We start from the raw sequence: 16846 nt of genomic DNA, 5'->3' as shown, positions 1-16846 counted from the left end.
CACCCGTCACATCCCTCTCGCGTGCTCCGTCATAGCCGTGACGATGAGGGAGGACCACATGAACACGAGACTGCGTTCGCTCGTCCGCGGCCGGGTGCTGCTGGAGGGCGACGAGGGGTTCGACGAGGCGCGCCTGCCGTGGAACCGCGCGGTGGAGCAGCCGGTGGCGGCGGTCGTCGAGGCCGCGGACGCCGCCGATGTCGCGGCCGTCGTCCGTCACGCCCGCGACGCCGGGCTGGCGGTGGCGGCCCAGCCGAGCGGCCACGGCGCCGGCGGGAACACGGCGGGGACGATCCTGCTGCGCACCCGCGCGCTGGACGGCCTGCGGGTGGACGCCCCGGCCCGCACCGCGCGGGCCGGAGCGGGCGTCACCTGGGGCGCGGTGCAGTCGGCGGCCGGGGCGCACGGCCTGACCGGGCTGGCGGGCAGTTCCCCGGTCGTCAGTGTGACCGGTTACACCCTCGGCGGCGGGCTGAGCTGGTTCGGCCGCAGGCACGGGTGGGCCGCCGACAGCGTCACCGCCTTCGAGGTCGTGGACGCGGACGGCGAGCAGGCCCGGGTGACCGCCGAATCCGACGCCGACCTGTTCTGGGCACTGCGCGGCGGCGGCGGGGACTTCGCGATCGTCACCGCGATCGAGTTCGGCCTGCACCCGGCGCCCGTCCTGTTCGGGGGACGCGTCGTGTGGCACGCATCCCGGGCGGCGCAGGTGTTCCAGGCCTTCCGGGAGATCACCGCGTCGGCCCCCGACGAGCTGACCGTCTGGCTCTCGCTGCTGCAGTTCCCCGGCGACGCCCCGCCCATGGTCGCCGTGGACGTCACCTACCTCGGCGACCCGGCGGAGGCGCGGGCACTGCTGCGGCCGCTGGACGGCGCCGGCGACCCGATGTCCGACGGGCGGGGCGTCCTGCCGGTGGCCGGGCTCGGCTCGATCACCAACGAGCCGGCCGACCCCGCGCCCGGCATCGGCCGGACCGAGCTGCTGACCGATCTGGACGACGCGGCCGTCGAGGCGCTGCTGGCCGAACCGATCGCCCCGCTGCTCGGCGTGCAGCTCCGGCACCTGGGCGGCGCGCTCGCCCGCCCCTCCGACAGCCCGCATGGGCCGCTCACCGAGCGCTACTCCCTCGCCATGTTCGGGGCGCCGTTCACGCCCGGCGGGCCGCCCGCCGTCCGCGCCCGGCAGCAGGAGCTGGCCAGGGCGCTCGCGCCCCGCGTCAGCGGCCGCAAGCCCTTCACCAACCTGGTGCCCGGCGACAGCGCCGCCGACGCGTTCGCCCCCGACGCCCTGGACCGCCTCCGCCGGATCAAGCAGAAGCGCGACCCGCACCGCGTCCTCCGCAGCAACTTCCCTGTCGCGGACTGAGCAGACCTCTTTCTCCGGCGGAGCGGTCACATCTTCCCGCTCCGCTCCGTCAGTGCATCAGAAGCCGATGAGGGCCGCCTGAGCAGGCGCCTTTCCCAGAACCACCAGTGCGGAGCTGTGTTCCGCATGCCCGGAACCCGCCCGGGCGGCCCTCGACCGAACTCCTCTGGAGACCGTCCCATGACCGCGACCGCACCGTCCTTCCTGGGGACGGCGCGCGGCAGGCTCACCCTGACCCTGCTGTGCGCCATCGCCTTCCTCGACTTCATCGACGCCTCGATCGTCAACGTCGCGCTGCCCGCCATGCGCGCCGACCTGCACTTCTCCATGCAGGACCTGCAGTGGGTGCCGAGCGGCTACCTGCTCACCTACGGCGGGTTCATGCTGCTCGGCGGCCGCGCCGCCGACCTGCTCGGCCGCCGCCGCGTGGTCGTCGCCGGGACCGTCCTGTTCGGGGCGTCCTCGGTGGTCGGCGGCCTCGCCGGCAGCCCGGGCCTGCTGATCGCCGCCCGGCTGGCGCAGGGCGTCGGCGCCGCGCTGATGCTCCCGGCCACGCTGTCGATCCTGACCACGGCGTTCCAGGGCCCCGACCGGGCCAAGGCGCTCGGCGTGTGGGGCGGCGTCGGCGGCGGCGCCTCCGCGGCCGGCGTGCTGCTCGGCGGCCTGCTCACCGACGGCCCCGGCTGGCGCTGGGTGATGCTGGTCAACCCGCCCGTCTGCGTGCTGGTGCTCGTCGGCGTCTACCTGCTGGTGGACGACGACCGCCGCACCGCCCGCCTCGCCCACTTCGACCTGCCCGGCGCGATCCTGGCCACCGGCGGCATGCTGCTGCTCGTCTTCACCCTGATCAAGGCGCCGGACGCCGGCTGGGACACCGCCCGCACGATCGGCGGCCTGGCGGGGGCGTTCGCGGTGCTCGCGGTGTTCCTGCTGAACGAGCGGCGCGCCCGGCACCCGCTGCTGCCCCTGTCGATCTTCCGGATCCGGGGCCTGGCGGCGGCCGACGTCACCCAGCTCATCGCGATGGCGGGCTTCCTCGCCATGTTCTTCTTCCTCAGCCTCTACATGGAGAACGTGCTCGGGTACTCCCCGCTGCAGACCGGCGCGGCCTACCTCCCGCTCTGCGCCGGCGTCGGCATCGCCGCCGGTGTCACCGCGCAGCTGATCCCGCGCACCGGCACCCGCCCGCTCATCATCGCGGGCCTGCTGATCGCGGCGGCCGGCCTGTACCTGCTGTCGCGGGTCCCGGTGGACGGCACCTACCTGGCCGACCTGCTGCCCGGCCTGCTGGTCGCCTCGGCCGGCCTCGGCCTGGTGTTCGTGGCGGTCACCACCGCCGCCAACGCCGGGGTGCCCGTGGAGCAGGCGGGGCTGGCGGCGTCGCTGATCAACGCCTCGCAGCAGCTCGGCGGCGCGGTCGGCCTGGCGGTCTTCTCCGCGCTCGCTGCCGCCCGCACCACCGACCTGGCGGCGGGCGGCCGACCCGTCCCCGAGGCGCTGACCGGCGGTTTCCACCGCGCGCTGCTCGGCGCGGCGGTGTTCGTCGCCGCCGCGGCGGTCGTCGCGCTGCGCGCCGCGAACACCCGCGGTGAGCACGAGGGCGAGCACGAGGAGGACGCGTCCGAGCCCCCGGCCGCCGTCCCGGCCGCTGAGCCGCTCAGGTTCTCCTAACCTGACGGCTACTCTCTGTTCCCAAACATATCCACTCCGTCGCTCCCTCCTGTCTGATGGCCCGGGTGAGCGCACCAGGGGACAGGGAGGAACGGGAGGGCGCCGAGTCCGCCCGGCGCGAGTTCGACGAGGTCTTCTGCGCGCTGCTGCCGAGGCTGTACCGGCGGGCCGTCCTGCTGGCCGGGCACGCGCACGCCGAGGACGCCGTCCACGACGCCTACCTGAAGCTGCGGCGCCGTCCGGCGGCGTTCACCCGGCACCCCGAGCCCTACGCCTACGCGTTCGCCGCGCTGACCAGCGTGCTGCGCGACCACTGGCGGCGCGGGCGCCGGCGGCGGCTGGCCGAACTGCCGGCCGGCCTGCCGCCGGAACGGGCCGACGGCGGCGACGGCGGCATCGCCGAGCGCGGCGCCGAGCTGGAGGTGCGCCGGATGCTGGCCGGCCTCACCGGCCGCCAGCGCGCGGCGGTGCTGCTGGTCGACCTCGATGGGTACACCATCGACGAGGCCGCGGCGCTGCTCGGCGTGCACCGGGGCACGGTGTCGCGGTCGCGGGGCCGCGCCCTCGCGGCGCTGCGCGAGGCGCTGAGAGGGGGCGTGGAGTGAGGAGCGAGGAGGCGGCGTCCCACGACGACCCGCACGACGGGCCGGAACACGGGGCCGCGGCGGACCTGCGGGCCGCGCTGCGCCGCGCCGAGGCCTCGATCGAGATCCCGCCCGGCCTGGCCCGCCGGGTCTGCGGCGGGACGCACCGGGCGCCGGGCCGGCTGGCGGGCCGGCTGGCGGGACGGGTGCCGCGGTGGGACGCCGGCCGGCTCGTGATCGCGGGCGCGACCGCGGTGGCCGTCCTCGCCGGCGTGTTCGTCGGCGGCTTCCTCGCCGGCCGCCCGCACGGCCGGCCGCACGCGCTCGGCGCGGGCGCGCCGCCGGTGACGCTGGCCGTCTACAACGCCGAACGGCCCTGCCGCCCGCTGCGCACCATCGAGTGCGGCATCGCGGTCATGGCCACGCCCCGCAAGACGGGCGCGCCGATCGCCCGCGTCTGGCACGGCGACCCGGTGCGCGCCGACTGCGTGGCCGTCGGCGACCCGGTCACCGACGAAGCGGGGATCGCCTCGGCGCGCTGGTACCACGTCACCCTGCCGGGCCCGGGCACCGCCGGGTGGCTGCCGGGCGTCCGCACCCGCAACACCACCGAGATCGCGCCGTGCGCGGACGATCACTGAGTGTGACGCAGCTCACATCGGCCGGTGTCATACGGCGGCGCCGCCCCGGACGTGTGCCGGGTGTCCATGCAACCCATGGACACACGCACCTCCGAACGAACGGGGAGACATATGAGGAAGTGCATCACCACCGGAGCCGTGCTCGCGGTCCTCGGCGGTTCGGCGCTCGGCATCGCCCCGGCGGCGCAGGCCGGGCCCGCCCCCCAGCCGGTCCCGGGCGGGGTCAAGGTCACCAAGGCCAAGGCGTCGCTGCCCGGCATGAAGTCGCTGAAGCACGCCGCCGGCCGGCGCGCCCGCCACGTCGCGAGCGTGGACAGCGTCCGCTACGACTCCGTCTCGTGGACGGCCAACGTCCGCATCGACCGCGGCTCCAACGGGGCCTGGACCAAGTGCAGCGACGGCAGCCTGCACTACGGCCCGCGGGTCGGCCCCGGCTACTGGAGGTTCGGCGGCAACTGCTCGGGCTACGGCAACCTCGTCGACTTCGGGACCTACGGCGACTGACGCGGCGATCCCCGGCCTTCGCGCGAAGGCCGGGGATCACCGGGTGCCCGCCGGTCAGGCGGTCAGGTCGGCCGCGGTCGGGAAGCGGTCCCAGACGCGGTGCCGCCCGAGCAGCCCGACGACCTCTCCCAGCACCGCCGTGGCGTCCGTGCCGACGACGACACCGGGCGCGTCCGCCGGGATGCCGGCCTTGCCGAGGACCTCGGCGGCGTCCCCCCAGCCGCCGATCGCCTTGGCGTGCCGGTAGACCTCGGTGAGCATCAGCACCGCCCGGCTGTCGGTGCGGGCGGCGGCGGCCGAGGCGATGCCCGCCTTGGCGTCGCGGGCGGCGTAGTCGTCCTTGCCGGGCGCGGGCGTGCCGGCCAGCAGCAGGGCGTCGAACTCCACCGACCGCGCGGTGGCGAAGGTGCGCTGCACCGGCAGCGGGTCGGCGCCGTCCGCGCCGAGCAGCCCGCCGGCCGGCGCGATGATCAGCGGCACCATGCCGCCGTCCAGCACCGCCTGCCGCACCTGGCGCAGCGTGCCGAGGTCGGTGGAGTCGTCGGCGACGATGCCGATGATCCGCCCGTCCGCCGGCCAGGTCTGCCCGAGCTGGGACAGCGCCGGGCTCGGCTGCGGCCCGGCCAGCGGCTCGGCCGGGTCCGGCGCGGGCAGGCCGAGCGCGGCCGCGACCTGCTCGCACAGGTAGGGGTCGATCCGCGCGAGCACCCGCAGGTTCCGCTCCTTGATCGACTGCTCGTAGACCTTGCCGAGCTCGAAGCTGTAGGCGGCGATGATGTGCTCGCGCTCCACCGGCGTCATGCTCAGCCAGAACAGCCGGGCCTGGCTGAAGTGGTCGGCGAACGAGGCCGGCGCCTCACGGACCTTGCGGGCCGCCGGCACCTGCACCGGCGTCTCCACGTAGCCGCCCTCCGCCGCCCCGGCGAAGAACGGGCAGCCGCCGTCCAGCGAGTTCGGCTTGTAGGGCGCGACGCCGCCGTGCACCGCCGTCTGGTGCATGCCGTCGCGCAGCATGTCGTTGACCGGCGCGTGCGGGCGGTTGATCGGCAGCTGGGCGAAGTTGGGCCCGCCAAGCCGGCTGATCTGGGTGTCCAGGTAGGAGAACAGCCGCCCCGACAGGAGCGGGTCGTCGGTGATGTCGATGCCGGGCACCAGGTGGCCCGGGTGGAAGGCGACCTGCTCGGTCTCGGCGAAGAAGTTGACCGGGTTGGCGTTCAGCGTGAGCAGCCCGATCGGCTGGACCGGCGCCAGCTCCTCGGGGACGATCTTCGTCGGGTCCAGCAGGTCGATGCCCTCGAAGGTCTGCTCGGGGGTGTCGGGGAAGGTCTGGATGCCGAGTTCCCACTGCGGGTGGGCGCCCGCCTCGATCGCGTCGGCCAGGTCGCGCCGGTGGAAGTCGGGGTCGGCGCCGGCGACCAGCTGCGCCTCCTCCCACACCAGCGAGTGCACCCCGGCCTTCGGCTTCCAGTGGAACTTCACCAGCGTCGTCTCACCGGCCTCGTTCACCAGCCGGAAGGTGTGGATGCCGAAGCCCTCCATCATCCGGTAGGAGCGCGGGATGGCGCGGTCGGACATGTTCCACAGCGTGTGGTGCGTCGCCTCGGTGTGCAGGGAGACGAAGTCCCAGAAGGTGTCGTGGGCGCTCTGCGCCTGCGGGATCTCGCGGTCGGGGTGCGGCTTCCCGGCGTGGATGATGTCGGGGAACTTGATCGCGTCCTGGATGAAGAAGACCGGGATGTTGTTGCCGACCAGGTCGAAGACGCCCTCGCTGGTGTAGAACTTCGTCGCGAAGCCGCGGGTGTCGCGCACGGTGTCGGCCGAGCCGCGCGACCCCAGCACCGTGGAGAAACGGGTGAAGACCGGCGTCTCGACGTCCTTGCCCAGGAACGCGGCCTTGGTGACCGCCGATGCCGTCCCGTACCCGCGGAAGACGCCGTGCGCGGCGGCGCCGCGCGCGTGCACGACACGCTCGGGGATGCGCTCATGGTCGAAATGCGTGATCTTCTCGCGCAGGTGGTGGTCCTGCAGCAGCACCGGCCCGCGCGGGCCGGCCTTGAGGGAGTGGTCGGAGTCCGGAAGCCGCAGGCCCTGCGCCGACGTCAGATACGCGCCGCTCTGCGCGCGCGCTGTGGGCGGCACCTTGGTGTGCTGCCCGGTGGGGGAGTACGGGCCGGGGCCCTCCTGGTCGGGCTTGGGAGGAAGCGGGCCGTGCGGCTCGGTGGGCTCCTCGACGGGCGGCGTCGCACTGCTCGGCCGGCCCGGAATGGACGGTTTCCCGCCCTTGCCGTCGCCCACGGCGTCGGCGACCTTGTCGGCCACGGCCTTCAGCGGGTTGGTCTCTTCCATGCTGGGTTCCTCCTATGGGCGTGGCGGCGCCCGGCTTGCCAATGGGGAGCACAGGCCGCGCCCCACCGGAGGATCCGGTGGGGCGCGGCGATCCGTTCAGTCGGCCGTCAGGGCCTGGATGAGGTCGCCCGCCTTCGGGTCGCTCACCGCGCGCGCGACGTCGGCGGTCGCGACGATGCCGACGAGCCGGTGGCCGTCGATCACCGGCAGCCGGCGGACCTGGTGGTCGGCCATGGTGCGCAGGATCTCCTCGGCCTCGTCGTCGGCGCCGATGGTGACGGCCTCGCCCTGCGCCAGCTCGCCCGCCCTGGTCGTGCCGGGGTCCTTGCCCTCGGCCAGGACCTTCACCACGATGTCGCGGTCGGTCAGCATTCCCTTCAGCCGGTCGTCGTTGCCGCAGATCGGCAGCGCGCCGACCCCGAGGTCGGCCATCTTCCGCGCCGCGTCCAGGGCGCTCTCGGACTCGCTCACACACTCGGCGCCGGGCGTCATGATCTCTCGTGCGGTCGTCACGTCGACTCCTTCCTCCATAGGGTTCAGGGGCGATGCCTCGCCTACCCGCCCTAACGAGGACCACGCACGGCTTGGGCTTGTTTTGAGGAGAAGGACGTCATGTCCGCACCGGCGCGCGCGGGACGCCAGGCCGCCACCAGCGCCGCGGCCAGCAGCAACTCGGCGATGTCGCCGCCGTAGTACATGATCTGCGCCGCCCCCTGGATCTGCTCGGCGGGCGCGTCCACCCGCAGGTACAGGCCGCTGTACATCAGCTGGGAGACGGTGGCGTGCGCGGCGACGGCGACGCCCAGCAGCACCAGCCGCGCCGGCACGCCGGGCCGGTGCGGAGCCGGGTCGGGACCGGCGATCACCCAGGCGAACAGGCACCCGGCCAGCAGGAAATGCAGGTGCAGCAAGTGGTGCAGCACCGGCTGCCCGCTCATGACGCCGTACAGCGGGCTGTAATAGAGCACCCCCAGCACGCCCACGCTGAGCAGCAGGGCGACGACCGGATCGGCCAGGACACGCATCGCCCTGCTGCGGAGAAGTGCCGTCACCCGCCGCGCCTGCCGCGCCGGCAGCGCGCGCAGCAGCAACGTGACGGGGGCGCCCAGCACCAGCGCGATGGGCGCGTACATGCCGATGAGCATGTGCTGGAGCATGTGCCCGCGGAAGTCGTCGTGCGCCCAAGGCCCGATCGGCGGAAGCAGCGCGACGGCCACCAGCACCACGCCGAAAAGGAACGCCCCGGTGCGCCACCCCGGCCAGGGGCCGCGCCGCCGCGCCCGGACGACCAGCCACAGATACCCGGCCGCCATCAGCAGCGGCAGCAGCCCCTCCGGGCCGTGCATCTCATGACTCATGCGGCGCCCCGCGCTGAAGGAGCCACCCACCGGCCACCAGCAGCGCCCCGAGAACCAGGAAGGCGACGTCCCACCACACCTGCCCGGGCCCCGACCGGACGTGGTGGATGCCGAGAAGATGGTGGTCGACGACGCCTTCGACCAGGTTGAACAGGCCCCAGCCCGCGAGGACCCAGCCCCACAGTGCCCGGGACGTCCAGACCCGCCGCCGGTCCCGGGTCACCCGCGCGTAGAGCACCCCCAGGCCGGACAGCACGGCCAGCCAGCACACGACATGGAAGATCCCGTCCCACAGCGTGTTCATCTGCAGCCCCGGCACCGTGTCGGCGGGGTAGTACTTCACGCCGATGTTGTCGCTGTCGGTACTGGTCAGCATGTGGTGCCACTGCAGTACCTGGTGGAGCAGGATGCCGTCGACGAACCCCCCAAGCCCTACCCCGAGCAACACCCCGGGCAGCCGAAGCGCACCGGTCCGTCCGCTCACCTCACTGGCGACCATGACGATTCACCTCCTGTGGATCTCTCTCCTTTCCCGTGAGAGCCGGAACAGTCGTCCACGGTGAGGTCGGAAAGCCGCCGGACTCCCGCGCCGGCGGCCGCTGCAATGGGACACATGCCGATGACCACCGAACGACCGTCCCCGCGCGCCTGGGCGGCCGTGGCCACACTGACACTGGGGATCTTCACGATCGTCACCACCGAGATCCTCCCGGTCGGCCTGCTGACGCCGATCGGCGCGAGCTTCACCGTCTCGGACGGCGCGGCCGGGCTGATGATGACGATGCCGGGCCTGCTCGCCGCCGTCGCGGCGCCCACGATCTCCGCCGCGACCGCCCGCCTGGACCGCAGACGCCTGCTGGCCTCCTTCACCGCCCTCCTCCTGCTGGCCAACGTCCTGGCGGCCGCCGCGCCGGGCTACCCGGTCATGCTTTTGTCCCGGGTGCTGCTCGGGATCGTCGTCGGCGGGTTCTGGTCGGTCGGCGCCGGCCTCGCGGCCCGCCTGGTGCCGCCGCGCTCGGTCCCCCGGGCCACCGCCGTGATCTTCTCGGCGGTCCCGCTGGGTTCGGTGCTCGGCGTCCCGGCGGGGACCTTCGTCGGGGACGTCGCGGGCTGGCGGACGGCGTTCGCCGTCCTGGCGGCGCTGGCGGCGGTGACACTGGCCGCGCTCTGGGCCCTGCTCCCGCCGCTGCCGCCGGAGGAGACCACCCGCCCCGCCGCCCTGCGCGTGCTGCTGGGCCGCACCGGCATCCGGTCCGCCCTCCTGGTGACCTTCCTGATCGTCCTGGCCCACTTCGGCACCTACACCTACCTGACCCCTTTCCTGGCCGACGTCACGCGCCTGGACCCTTCCCTGACGCCGACCTTCCTGCTGGTCTACGGAGTCGCGGGCATCGCGGGGAACTTCGCCGGCGGCTCGGCCGTGGCGCGCTTCCCGCGGGCCTCGTTCGCGACCGCCACCGGAGGGATCGCCGCGGCGACCCTGCTGCTGCCCCTCCTCGGCCACCGGCCCGCCGCCGTGATCGCCCTGCTGGTCCTGTGGGGTTTCGCCTACGGGGCCGTCCCGGTGTGCTCGCAGACCTGGTTCGCGAACGCGGCCCCGGACGCGCCGGGGGCCGCGTCCGTCCTGTTCACCGCGTCGTTCCAGGCGACGCTCTCGGCCGGCGCCCTCACCGGCGGCGTCCTCGTGGACCGCACGTCCCCCGCGACCGTCATGGCCCTCGGCGGCGCGACGGCCCTCCTCGCCACCCTGGCGATCGCCGTGCGCCCCAGTGATCTTCGCCGCATCCGGCCCCGCCGCACCGCCACCAGGCGAATACGCCCGTGCGAAGACCACCGGCCGCGTTCTACACTCAGTGCGCACCAGGCGCCCATAGCTCAGCCGGATAGAGCATCGGACTTCTAATCCGACGGTCGGGGGTTCGAATCCCTCTGGGCGCGCCCAGCCAGACCCGTTGAACCAGGCTCCACCTGGGGAAACGCCCCCGACGGCCGCCGTCGCCATGTGCAGCCGTATGCCGCCGCGAGCAGCCGAAACGAAGCCTTCCCGGAATATACGCGGAATGATCTTGGCGGCGTCTTCGCAGGTCAGCCCCAGGAAACGGCGAAGCCCCGGACGCATCCGGGGCCCGTCACCACTCGTGATCTTCACGCGGCCAACGCGTCCTCGATGCGCTGGTTCGCAACGTCGCGTTGCCCGTCGATGCACTTCGCGTAGACCCGCAACATCACATCGACCCCATGCCCCGCCCGCTCGGCCGCCTCAGGCGCATGGACCCCAGCGTTCAGCCACAGCGACACCGCCGCATGGCGAAGGTCGTAAGGGCGCGCGGCAAGCGGCGAACCGACTTGATCGGGAGTCAGCGCCAGCAGCCGCGCCCGCTTCCAGATCTGTGCGTAGGCCGACCCGGAGAAGTCCCCGCCCGTGCTGGTGACGAACAGCCGCCCGTCATCCGCTGTGCCGAAGGCGTCGATGTGCTCGCGCAGGATCTTGACCAGCTCTGGCGGCGCCGGAACGGGCCGGTCAACGTCGTCCTCACGGTGCTTGAGTCCCCGTTCATCGTGAGCGCGGCCCGTGTCGGTGTAACGTTTGTTGGTCTGCGGACGTGTCTTGCGGACCGTGATCACTCCCCAGCCCTCTTCGGGAAGCGCGCAGTCCTGCACGCGGAGACCCGCCGCCTCAGCCGGACGCAGGCCGGCGAAGTACATACAGGCGAACATGGCACGCAAGCGAGGACCACGCACACGCCCCACGTAGGTCACCGCGACGAGGAGTTCGCGCGCCTGGCTCGGATTGACCACCACACGTCGGTCAACGGTCCCGCCCTGCTTGGGAGGCCGCCACTTCACCCGATCGAGCGGATTCGACTGAAGGTCGCCCACCTCGACCGCGTAGCCGAGGGCATGCTTGAAGACCGCCCGCTTGCGCCGGAACGTCGAGGGCGCCGCAGGCTTGCCCTCCAGCGTGACCGCCAGGACCTCCAGCGCGGTACGAGCCAACTTCGGATCGTCCAGGTCGGTGATGGGCAGCGAGGCGGCTTCAAGCCAGCTCAGCGCCTTACCGAGATCCGGGTCGAGGTCAGGCCGTCGACTCTCCGGGACGAACACGTACGTGCGCAGCAGCAGCCGCAGCACCTCGGGAGCCGGACGGTTCGGCGCATCCTTGACGAGGGTCGCCGTCACCGCCGTCATCGTGTCCGTGAGTCCTTCACGCGACTTGGCCGCAGCGTGAGGCCAGCGGGCATCGACGTAGGCACGGGCGAACTCCAGCCACGTCCGCGCCGTCGCGGCCTTGAGCATCGACAGGGGAAGCCCGCTGTCCATGTCGAAGGCTTCACCGGCTTTGGCGGCCTGGCGCAGGTCGGAGAGGAAGTTCTTCGCCTGCGCCGATTTGCCGAAAGTCTGCGACTTCTCCCGGCCGCCGACCGTCCACCGGACGGTGTAAGAGATGACCTTGCTCGGCTTGCCCGGCCTGGCAACGGACTTGTTCGACCGCACTTCCCAGAGCTTGACCTTGTAGGAGGTGTTCACGCCGCCGCCTCCTTGAGGGAGTAGAGCCAGAGGTCGAGGTCGCTGCGGTAGATGCGGATCTCGCCGTTCGGGAGCTTGATACCAGCGGGAGCCCGCCCGATCTCGCGCCAGCGGTAGAAGGTGCGCCGAGAGATCCCGCCCAGCTCGGCGAGCACCTGGTCAACGGTGAGGAGTTCGTCTCGCTTGCTGCTCATGCCGCCTCCCGCGAAGTTGCCGAAAGTTCGGTGAGGGTCTGTTGGGCTTGGTCGAGTTGCTGGCGTCGCTGCGCGCGTTCGTTGATCAGCAGCAAGAGCCGGTGTTCGACGGGCTTGACATCCGGGTCACCAGGCCCGGCGCGTTCCCAGACGTGCGCGGCCTTCGGGTCGGCCGGGTTGCTGACGGGGATTCCGGCCTCAGCCAGCCGGGCCAGCGCCCAAGCCGTGCGGTCGGCTTTGTGGTCGGCGAGGGTCTTGCCGGACCACTTGCGCGAGACCAGGACCCGCCGGCCCCCGTAGCCCAGGTGTTGGCGGCGGTGGGCTTTGCCCTTGCAGAACCCAGGGGTCAGGCCCTTGCGGGGGTTCTTGGGCTGGATGCCGTAGCGCAGCCAGTTCGCGCACGTGGGCGAGCACGGTTCGTAGCGCAGCGTCTCGGCCATCCGGTCCACGTGCTGACGCTGCGTTTCGGTTTCGGCTTCGTGGCATTCGGCGACGCCTTTGACCAGGTACTTGGTCAGGTAGCCGATGCAGCGCCGCGAATCGGGAGAGTCGGCGATGACGCCTTGGGCGTCGATCTGGCGGCCGAAGCGGACCACGTGCAGGGGTTGGGCGTCGTCGTCCTGGTCGAGGGCGTCAAGGGCGTCGTCCCAGGTCGGCAGCACCTCACCGGACACGGGATCGACGTAGCCGCCGTTCTCGCTCGCGGCGGCGTCCCAGATGGGCAGGTGTTCGCCGGAGTAGACGACGCGTTCGGTCGAAGGCCACCACACCTGGTGATAGGTCGCGGCGACGACTTGGCGCAGTTCGGCGCGGGAGATGGTTCCGCGGATGGCCATGTGCAGGTGTGGGGCGAGGCGACGTTGGGGTTCGACGACGGCGAAGTACTGGACGTCGTAGCCGACGAACCGGCGCAGGTTCTGCACGAACCGATCGACCAGCTTGGAGAAGTGCAGCGCATCCCGAGCCGCCCGAACGTAGTCGTAGCCGTCCGGATCAACCGGGGTGCCGTCCGGACGCACCCGCCCGTAGCTGTCCAGGGTCAGGGTGAGGAACAGCGAGGGCCGGAAGGTCTTGCCGTCCTTGCCTCGGTAGACCTTGCCGACCGTGCGCGCGTCAACGGGCCGGCGGGGCAGGTCCGCGACGTCTTGGCGCCGCCGGGTGGAGCGGGTGCGCCGTGCCTTCTGCTCACCGGTCTTCAGCGTCCCGCGCACGCCCGAGCGTTCGATCTCGCCGTCCAGGCGGGCGAGGAGGCCGTCCCAGAACTCGAGGTCTTCCCCGTGCGCGGTTCCGTGCTGCTCGGCATGATCGCGTTCGGCCTGAGCTTGGGCACGCAGCTCCATGAGCGCGGCTTGTTGGGCGTTGGGGTCGGCGCGTTCGATGATTGGTTCTTGGTCCAGGTGCCAGCCCTGGCGGCACTGCACGGCCCGGAGCTTGCGCTTGCGTTCGGCGCAGGTTGGGCAGACCGAGGCGAGGGTGTGGCCGCAGGGGACGTAGACGACGGTGGTCTCTCCGCTGTGCAGGTCGGTCCGGCGCATCGGGACCGGCCGCACGCACACGTCCTGCTCGACCGCGACAGCTTCCAGGACGCCACGAGCGAGCGGCGGCATGGTCTTGACCAGCCGTGCGACTTCAGCAGGGACCAGGGCGGCCGGGGGAAGGTCGGCGGTGCCGTCCGTCGACAACTGCCCGGCAATGGTGAGGCTGGTCATGCGGCGTCCGGGGTGGAGTCGTCGGGGACGGCGAGGGTGACCATGTGGCGGATGTCGTGGTCGTCGACGAACGCGGCCCGGACTCGGATGGGGTCGGGGGAGGTCTCCAGCCGGACGAAGCCCACCCCCGCGCCGATCGCGGGGACCGGTGAGATCTGGTCAGCGAGCGCGCCCCGGTCGCGGGCGCCATCACCGAGAACCATGTCGACCTGTTCGGACTCATCCAGCCGCAGGGCGATGCGGTCGGGGAACAGGTTGCGCAGGTTGTTGACCTCTTTGCGGGCGTCCTGCTGCGCGCCGATCACGCAGTACCCCACCGAACGGCCCTGGCTGGTGAGCACCGCCAACGCCGCCTCAGCGCGCTTCCTGAGGTCGCGTTCGGGGCAGTAGGCGGTCAGGAACGCCAGCTCATCGACGATCACCACCCGGAACGGGTGCCGGTGCGACGGCGTGAAGGAGCGGACGACCCCGGCGAACTCGGCGGCCCGCTCGTTCATGTCCGTTGCCGCGTCCTCCAGGAGCTTGACCATGCCGCCGGTCGGGTCGTCGCAGTACCGGCCGTAGCGTTCGAACAGGGCGCGGCCGAACGACAGCTCCATCCGCTTGGGGTCGACCGCCCACACCTCCACCAGCCCGGCCAGGATCAGCGGCAGCAGCGCGCGCACGGTGGACCAGATGATCGACCCCTTGCCGGCCCCCGTCGCACCGGCGATCAGAACGTGGGTGCCGAGCAGCCGCAGCCGCCACGGGGAGCCGTCTTCCTGGCGGCCGATGACCACGCCGCGTAGATCGACCTCGGAGGCCTCCAGTAGCGGCAGAGCAGGCATCGGGACGGCGAGCGCATCCTTGCGGACGAACTCCAGCCAGATCCGGCCCGGCTTGGGTACCTGGCGGACGCGCAGGACACCGGCGTCCCAGTACCAGCGGTTCGCCGTCCCCTGGCGGACGCGGACGAGCTGTGCGCCGAAGCCGTGTGCGAGGTTGGGCGCGACCTTCTCCCAGGCGTCGGGTGCCTGCCCTTTGAGCATGCGCACCAGCACCCGATCACACGTCGGACCGCAGCACACGCGCACGATCGAGGGCAGGTACTCACGCCGCTTGTGCGTCCGCGACAGCCCAGCGGTGGTGAGCACCGGTTGCCAGTCGCGCCGGTAGACCCGCACCAGCCGCCACCGCGCCCGGACAGGACGGCCGATGCAGCGCACGAAGGAAGGCCGGTCTATGACCGCCCACGCGCCAACGGCGAGGAGCACCAGGACCACGAGGGCAGCCGGGAGCTGCCAGCCGAACCGGTGCCCCAGCCAGGCCAGCGCCGAGGCGGCCGAGACGGGGACGATGTTGCGGATCAGGACGACCGCCACGCGCACCAGGACGCGGACGACGTTGACGGCCAGGACGAGGAACTCCGGCATGTGCCACACCGGAGGCGCCCACTTGGGCGCGGCGAACGGGTCGGTCTGGGCCTCGACGGCGACATTCTCACCAGGGCCGGTCTTGCGGAACTCCCATGCCATGATGGGCACACCTCTTCTCACACTCAGGGCCTTTGAGGACGAGCGAGAGGCGGGGCGGCCGGAGGTACCAGCTCCAGCCGCCCCACCCACAGGTCACCCGCTCGGAGCGCGGACGCGGGCCGGAACCGGCAGCCGGGGAACCTCGCGAGACAGGCACCGCGACCGGCACACCCCGCACTCGCCGTTGCCGCAGAACCGCACCACCGTGTGCGCCCACCGGATGTCACGACGCTTCTGGGCGTAGAGGTACAGGGACCGCAGCCCGGCCACCGCCGCAGCCGTCAGCAGGACCAGGAGCAGGACCGCCAGGCCGATCACGCCGCACGCTCCGAGGTGTCCCCGCCGTCCTCACCGGCCGCGTTCTGCTCGGCGTGCAGGCGCTCGCACTCGGCCGCGTACGTGGTGACCGCCTTCAGCAGGTCCCGCGCGTTGTCCACGTCGCTCGCGTCGATGTCCTGGCGCCCCTCCGGGGACAGGTGCAGGGTCACCCCGCTGGAGCTGATCGACAGAATCGGCGTTGCGTGGGCGTAGACCGCGCAGTCGATCCGCGCGTCATCGCCGATGCGGATGCCCAGCATGCTCCAGGTGCCGCCGCTCACGCCGCACGCCCCTTCCCCAGTCGGCCCGAGGCCGAGCGACCCGCGCGGTACAGCCGCTCCACCTCGACCGCATACGCCGCCGCCTGCTCGGCCAGGTTCCGCGCGAACTCCACGTCCCCGGCGTGCAGCCGCTCGGGCAGCGTGAGCGTGACCAGGACCCGGCCCGCCGCCACCGAGAACAGCGGGGTACGCGACGCGAACGCCCGGAACTCGCTAGAGGCGTAACCGTCGATCGGCAGCGTCAGCGCCGACATCCGCCGCCCCGCCATCACGCCGCGTCCTTAGCCGGCCCCGACGAGGACGCCGACGAGGCGGACGAGGAGGAGGCGGCCGGGCGGGCGGCGGGCTTGCCCGGACCACTCGCCGGACGGACCCCGCGCGCCCGCCACGAGTACGCCACCCGGGTACGCACCCGCCCGTTGCGGTCGGTCCCGGTCTCCTCCACGTACGGGGTCACCGTCAGGCCGTCGAACTCGCAGGGCCGGAACGGCCCAAACATCGGCTCCGGCACCACCGGGCACACCTGCGCGGCCACCTTGATCCGGATCGCGGAGTTCTTGTGGCTCGCCTCAGGGTCGGCGTCGTAGACGTCCACCACCCACACCGGGAGCCCGGTGTCCTTGTCGGTCTCCTGCCGCTTGGTGTCGAAGTTCTCCAGCGGCACCGCCGGACCCGTCGCGAACACCCCGTGCGGGAACACGTCCCCGAAGCTGACGGGGATCCTGCCCTGAATCGCCATGCGCGATCACCTCCGGTTTCACCCGACCGCTTAACCGATCGAGTTGCTACCTAGATAGTACGTCGCACACTCGACCGGACAAGTGAATAAGAG

Annotated in this window: 18 protein-coding genes and 1 tRNA gene; 7 read left to right on the top strand and 12 right to left on the bottom strand. The window is 72.3% G+C overall.

Features of this window, described 5'->3' with window-relative positions:
* The first annotated feature begins 58 nt into the window (after positions 1-58).
* From ACRB68_RS22925 to ACRB68_RS22905, 5 genes are all read left to right on the top strand, one after another.
* Positions 59-1366 carry an FAD-binding oxidoreductase gene (locus ACRB68_RS22925; protein ID WP_153535793.1) on the top strand — a complete coding sequence of 436 codons (1308 nt, stop codon included), beginning with the start codon at positions 59-61 and terminating at the stop codon, positions 1364-1366.
* A gap of 180 nt (positions 1367-1546) precedes the next feature.
* Entirely contained in the window at positions 1547-3037 is a 1491-nt protein-coding gene (locus ACRB68_RS22920) for an MFS transporter (protein ID WP_153535791.1), read from the top strand.
* A 65-nt stretch (positions 3038-3102) separates the two neighbouring features.
* Positions 3103-3642 (top strand): RNA polymerase sigma factor, encoded by a 540-nt coding sequence (locus ACRB68_RS22915; protein ID WP_207709794.1) that lies wholly within the window; start codon positions 3103-3105, stop codon positions 3640-3642.
* Positions 3639-4262, top strand: coding sequence for a hypothetical protein (locus ACRB68_RS22910; RefSeq protein ID WP_207709793.1), 624 nt, complete (start codon positions 3639-3641; stop codon positions 4260-4262). The genes ACRB68_RS22915 and ACRB68_RS22910 overlap by 4 nt, the downstream gene beginning before the upstream one ends.
* 111 nt (positions 4263-4373) lie before the next feature.
* Positions 4374-4766 carry a hypothetical protein gene (locus ACRB68_RS22905; protein WP_153535787.1) on the top strand — a complete coding sequence of 131 codons (393 nt, stop codon included), beginning with the start codon at positions 4374-4376 and terminating at the stop codon, positions 4764-4766.
* Between the two features lie 54 nt (positions 4767-4820).
* Here the strand turns inward: ACRB68_RS22905 and ACRB68_RS22900 are convergent, their stop codons facing one another.
* The 4 genes from ACRB68_RS22900 to ACRB68_RS22885 all read right to left on the bottom strand — a co-directional run bounded on the left by ACRB68_RS22900 (position 4821) and on the right by ACRB68_RS22885 (position 8969).
* A complete protein-coding gene (locus ACRB68_RS22900; protein ID WP_153535785.1) occupies positions 4821-7112 on the bottom strand; it encodes a catalase in 2292 nt (763 codons plus the stop codon).
* 96 nt (positions 7113-7208) lie between these two features.
* Positions 7209-7625 carry a CBS domain-containing protein gene (locus tag ACRB68_RS22895; protein ID WP_328594624.1) on the bottom strand — a complete coding sequence of 139 codons (417 nt, stop codon included), beginning with the start codon at positions 7623-7625 and terminating at the stop codon, positions 7209-7211.
* 50 nt (positions 7626-7675) lie between these two features.
* A complete protein-coding gene (locus ACRB68_RS22890) occupies positions 7676-8470 on the bottom strand; it encodes a cytochrome c oxidase assembly protein (RefSeq protein ID WP_153535783.1) in 795 nt (264 codons plus the stop codon).
* The gene (locus ACRB68_RS22885; protein ID WP_153535781.1) at positions 8460-8969 is read right to left on the bottom strand and encodes a DUF2243 domain-containing protein; all 510 of its coding nucleotides are present in this window, start codon (positions 8967-8969) and stop codon (positions 8460-8462) included. Before ACRB68_RS22885 ends, ACRB68_RS22890 begins: the two co-directional genes overlap by 11 nt.
* 105 nt (positions 8970-9074) lie before the next feature.
* Here ACRB68_RS22885 and ACRB68_RS22880 point away from each other — a divergent pair, with 105 nt between their 5' ends.
* Together ACRB68_RS22880 and ACRB68_RS22875 are read left to right on the top strand one after the other, a co-directional pair.
* A complete protein-coding gene (locus ACRB68_RS22880; RefSeq protein ID WP_153537620.1) occupies positions 9075-10373 on the top strand; it encodes an MFS transporter in 1299 nt (432 codons plus the stop codon).
* Positions 10335-10408: transfer RNA gene (locus ACRB68_RS22875), tRNA-Arg, on the top strand. Before ACRB68_RS22880 ends, ACRB68_RS22875 begins: the two co-directional genes overlap by 39 nt.
* 207 nt (positions 10409-10615) lie before the next feature.
* Here the strand turns inward: ACRB68_RS22875 and ACRB68_RS22870 are convergent.
* From ACRB68_RS22870 to ACRB68_RS22835, 8 genes are all read right to left on the bottom strand, one after another.
* On the bottom strand, positions 10616-11998 hold the full coding sequence (locus tag ACRB68_RS22870; protein ID WP_328594623.1) for a tyrosine-type recombinase/integrase: 1383 nt from the start codon (positions 11996-11998) through the stop codon (positions 10616-10618).
* Positions 11995-12192 (bottom strand): helix-turn-helix transcriptional regulator, encoded by a 198-nt coding sequence (locus tag ACRB68_RS22865; RefSeq protein ID WP_153535777.1) that lies wholly within the window; start codon positions 12190-12192, stop codon positions 11995-11997. The genes ACRB68_RS22870 and ACRB68_RS22865 overlap by 4 nt, the downstream gene beginning before the upstream one ends.
* A complete protein-coding gene (locus tag ACRB68_RS22860) occupies positions 12189-13901 on the bottom strand; it encodes a replication initiator (protein ID WP_328594622.1) in 1713 nt (570 codons plus the stop codon). The genes ACRB68_RS22865 and ACRB68_RS22860 overlap by 4 nt, the downstream gene beginning before the upstream one ends.
* Positions 13898-15415 (bottom strand): FtsK/SpoIIIE domain-containing protein, encoded by a 1518-nt coding sequence (locus tag ACRB68_RS22855; protein WP_235959864.1) that lies wholly within the window; start codon positions 15413-15415, stop codon positions 13898-13900. Before ACRB68_RS22855 ends, ACRB68_RS22860 begins: the two co-directional genes overlap by 4 nt.
* Positions 15416-15508: 93 nt before the next feature.
* The gene (locus tag ACRB68_RS22850) at positions 15509-15733 is read right to left on the bottom strand and encodes a hypothetical protein (protein WP_153535775.1); all 225 of its coding nucleotides are present in this window, start codon (positions 15731-15733) and stop codon (positions 15509-15511) included.
* On the bottom strand, positions 15730-16014 hold the full coding sequence (locus tag ACRB68_RS22845) for a hypothetical protein (protein WP_153535773.1): 285 nt from the start codon (positions 16012-16014) through the stop codon (positions 15730-15732). The genes ACRB68_RS22850 and ACRB68_RS22845 overlap by 4 nt, the downstream gene beginning before the upstream one ends.
* Positions 16011-16283 carry a hypothetical protein gene (locus ACRB68_RS22840; protein ID WP_153535771.1) on the bottom strand — a complete coding sequence of 91 codons (273 nt, stop codon included), beginning with the start codon at positions 16281-16283 and terminating at the stop codon, positions 16011-16013. Before ACRB68_RS22840 ends, ACRB68_RS22845 begins: the two co-directional genes overlap by 4 nt.
* The gene (locus ACRB68_RS22835; RefSeq protein WP_153535768.1) at positions 16283-16753 is read right to left on the bottom strand and encodes a plasmid replication, integration and excision activator; all 471 of its coding nucleotides are present in this window, start codon (positions 16751-16753) and stop codon (positions 16283-16285) included. The genes ACRB68_RS22840 and ACRB68_RS22835 overlap by 1 nt, the downstream gene beginning before the upstream one ends.
* Between the last annotated feature and the right edge of the window lie 93 nt (positions 16754-16846).

This window comes from Actinomadura macrotermitis (assembly GCF_009604375.1).
Taxonomy (GTDB): domain Bacteria; phylum Actinomycetota; class Actinomycetes; order Streptosporangiales; family Streptosporangiaceae; genus Spirillospora; species Spirillospora macrotermitis.
The sequence above is the reverse complement of the archived record's forward strand: the minus strand, read 5'-3'. Positions and strand labels throughout refer to the sequence as shown.

Excerpts from the sequence above, each read along its gene's own strand:
- ACRB68_RS22855 (WP_235959864.1), bottom strand. The coding sequence starts at position 15,415 with ATGGCATGGGAGTTCCGCAAGACCGGCCCTGGTGAGAATGTCGCCGTC.
- ACRB68_RS22925 (WP_153535793.1), top strand. The coding sequence starts at position 59 with ATGAACACGAGACTGCGTTCGCTCGTCCGCGGCCGGGTGCTGCTGGAG.
- ACRB68_RS22840 (WP_153535771.1), bottom strand. The coding sequence starts at position 16,283 with ATGGCGGGGCGGCGGATGTCGGCGCTGACGCTGCCGATCGACGGTTAC.
- ACRB68_RS22900 (WP_153535785.1), bottom strand. The coding sequence starts at position 7,112 with ATGGAAGAGACCAACCCGCTGAAGGCCGTGGCCGACAAGGTCGCCGAC.
- ACRB68_RS22920 (WP_153535791.1), top strand. The coding sequence starts at position 1,547 with ATGACCGCGACCGCACCGTCCTTCCTGGGGACGGCGCGCGGCAGGCTC.
- ACRB68_RS22865 (WP_153535777.1), bottom strand. The coding sequence starts at position 12,192 with ATGAGCAGCAAGCGAGACGAACTCCTCACCGTTGACCAGGTGCTCGCC.
- ACRB68_RS22890 (WP_153535783.1), bottom strand. The coding sequence starts at position 8,470 with ATGAGTCATGAGATGCACGGCCCGGAGGGGCTGCTGCCGCTGCTGATG.
- ACRB68_RS22885 (WP_153535781.1), bottom strand. The coding sequence starts at position 8,969 with ATGGTCGCCAGTGAGGTGAGCGGACGGACCGGTGCGCTTCGGCTGCCC.
- ACRB68_RS22860 (WP_328594622.1), bottom strand. The coding sequence starts at position 13,901 with ATGACCAGCCTCACCATTGCCGGGCAGTTGTCGACGGACGGCACCGCC.
- ACRB68_RS22835 (WP_153535768.1), bottom strand. The coding sequence starts at position 16,753 with ATGGCGATTCAGGGCAGGATCCCCGTCAGCTTCGGGGACGTGTTCCCG.
- ACRB68_RS22880 (WP_153537620.1), top strand. The coding sequence starts at position 9,075 with ATGGGACACATGCCGATGACCACCGAACGACCGTCCCCGCGCGCCTGG.
- ACRB68_RS22905 (WP_153535787.1), top strand. The coding sequence starts at position 4,374 with ATGAGGAAGTGCATCACCACCGGAGCCGTGCTCGCGGTCCTCGGCGGT.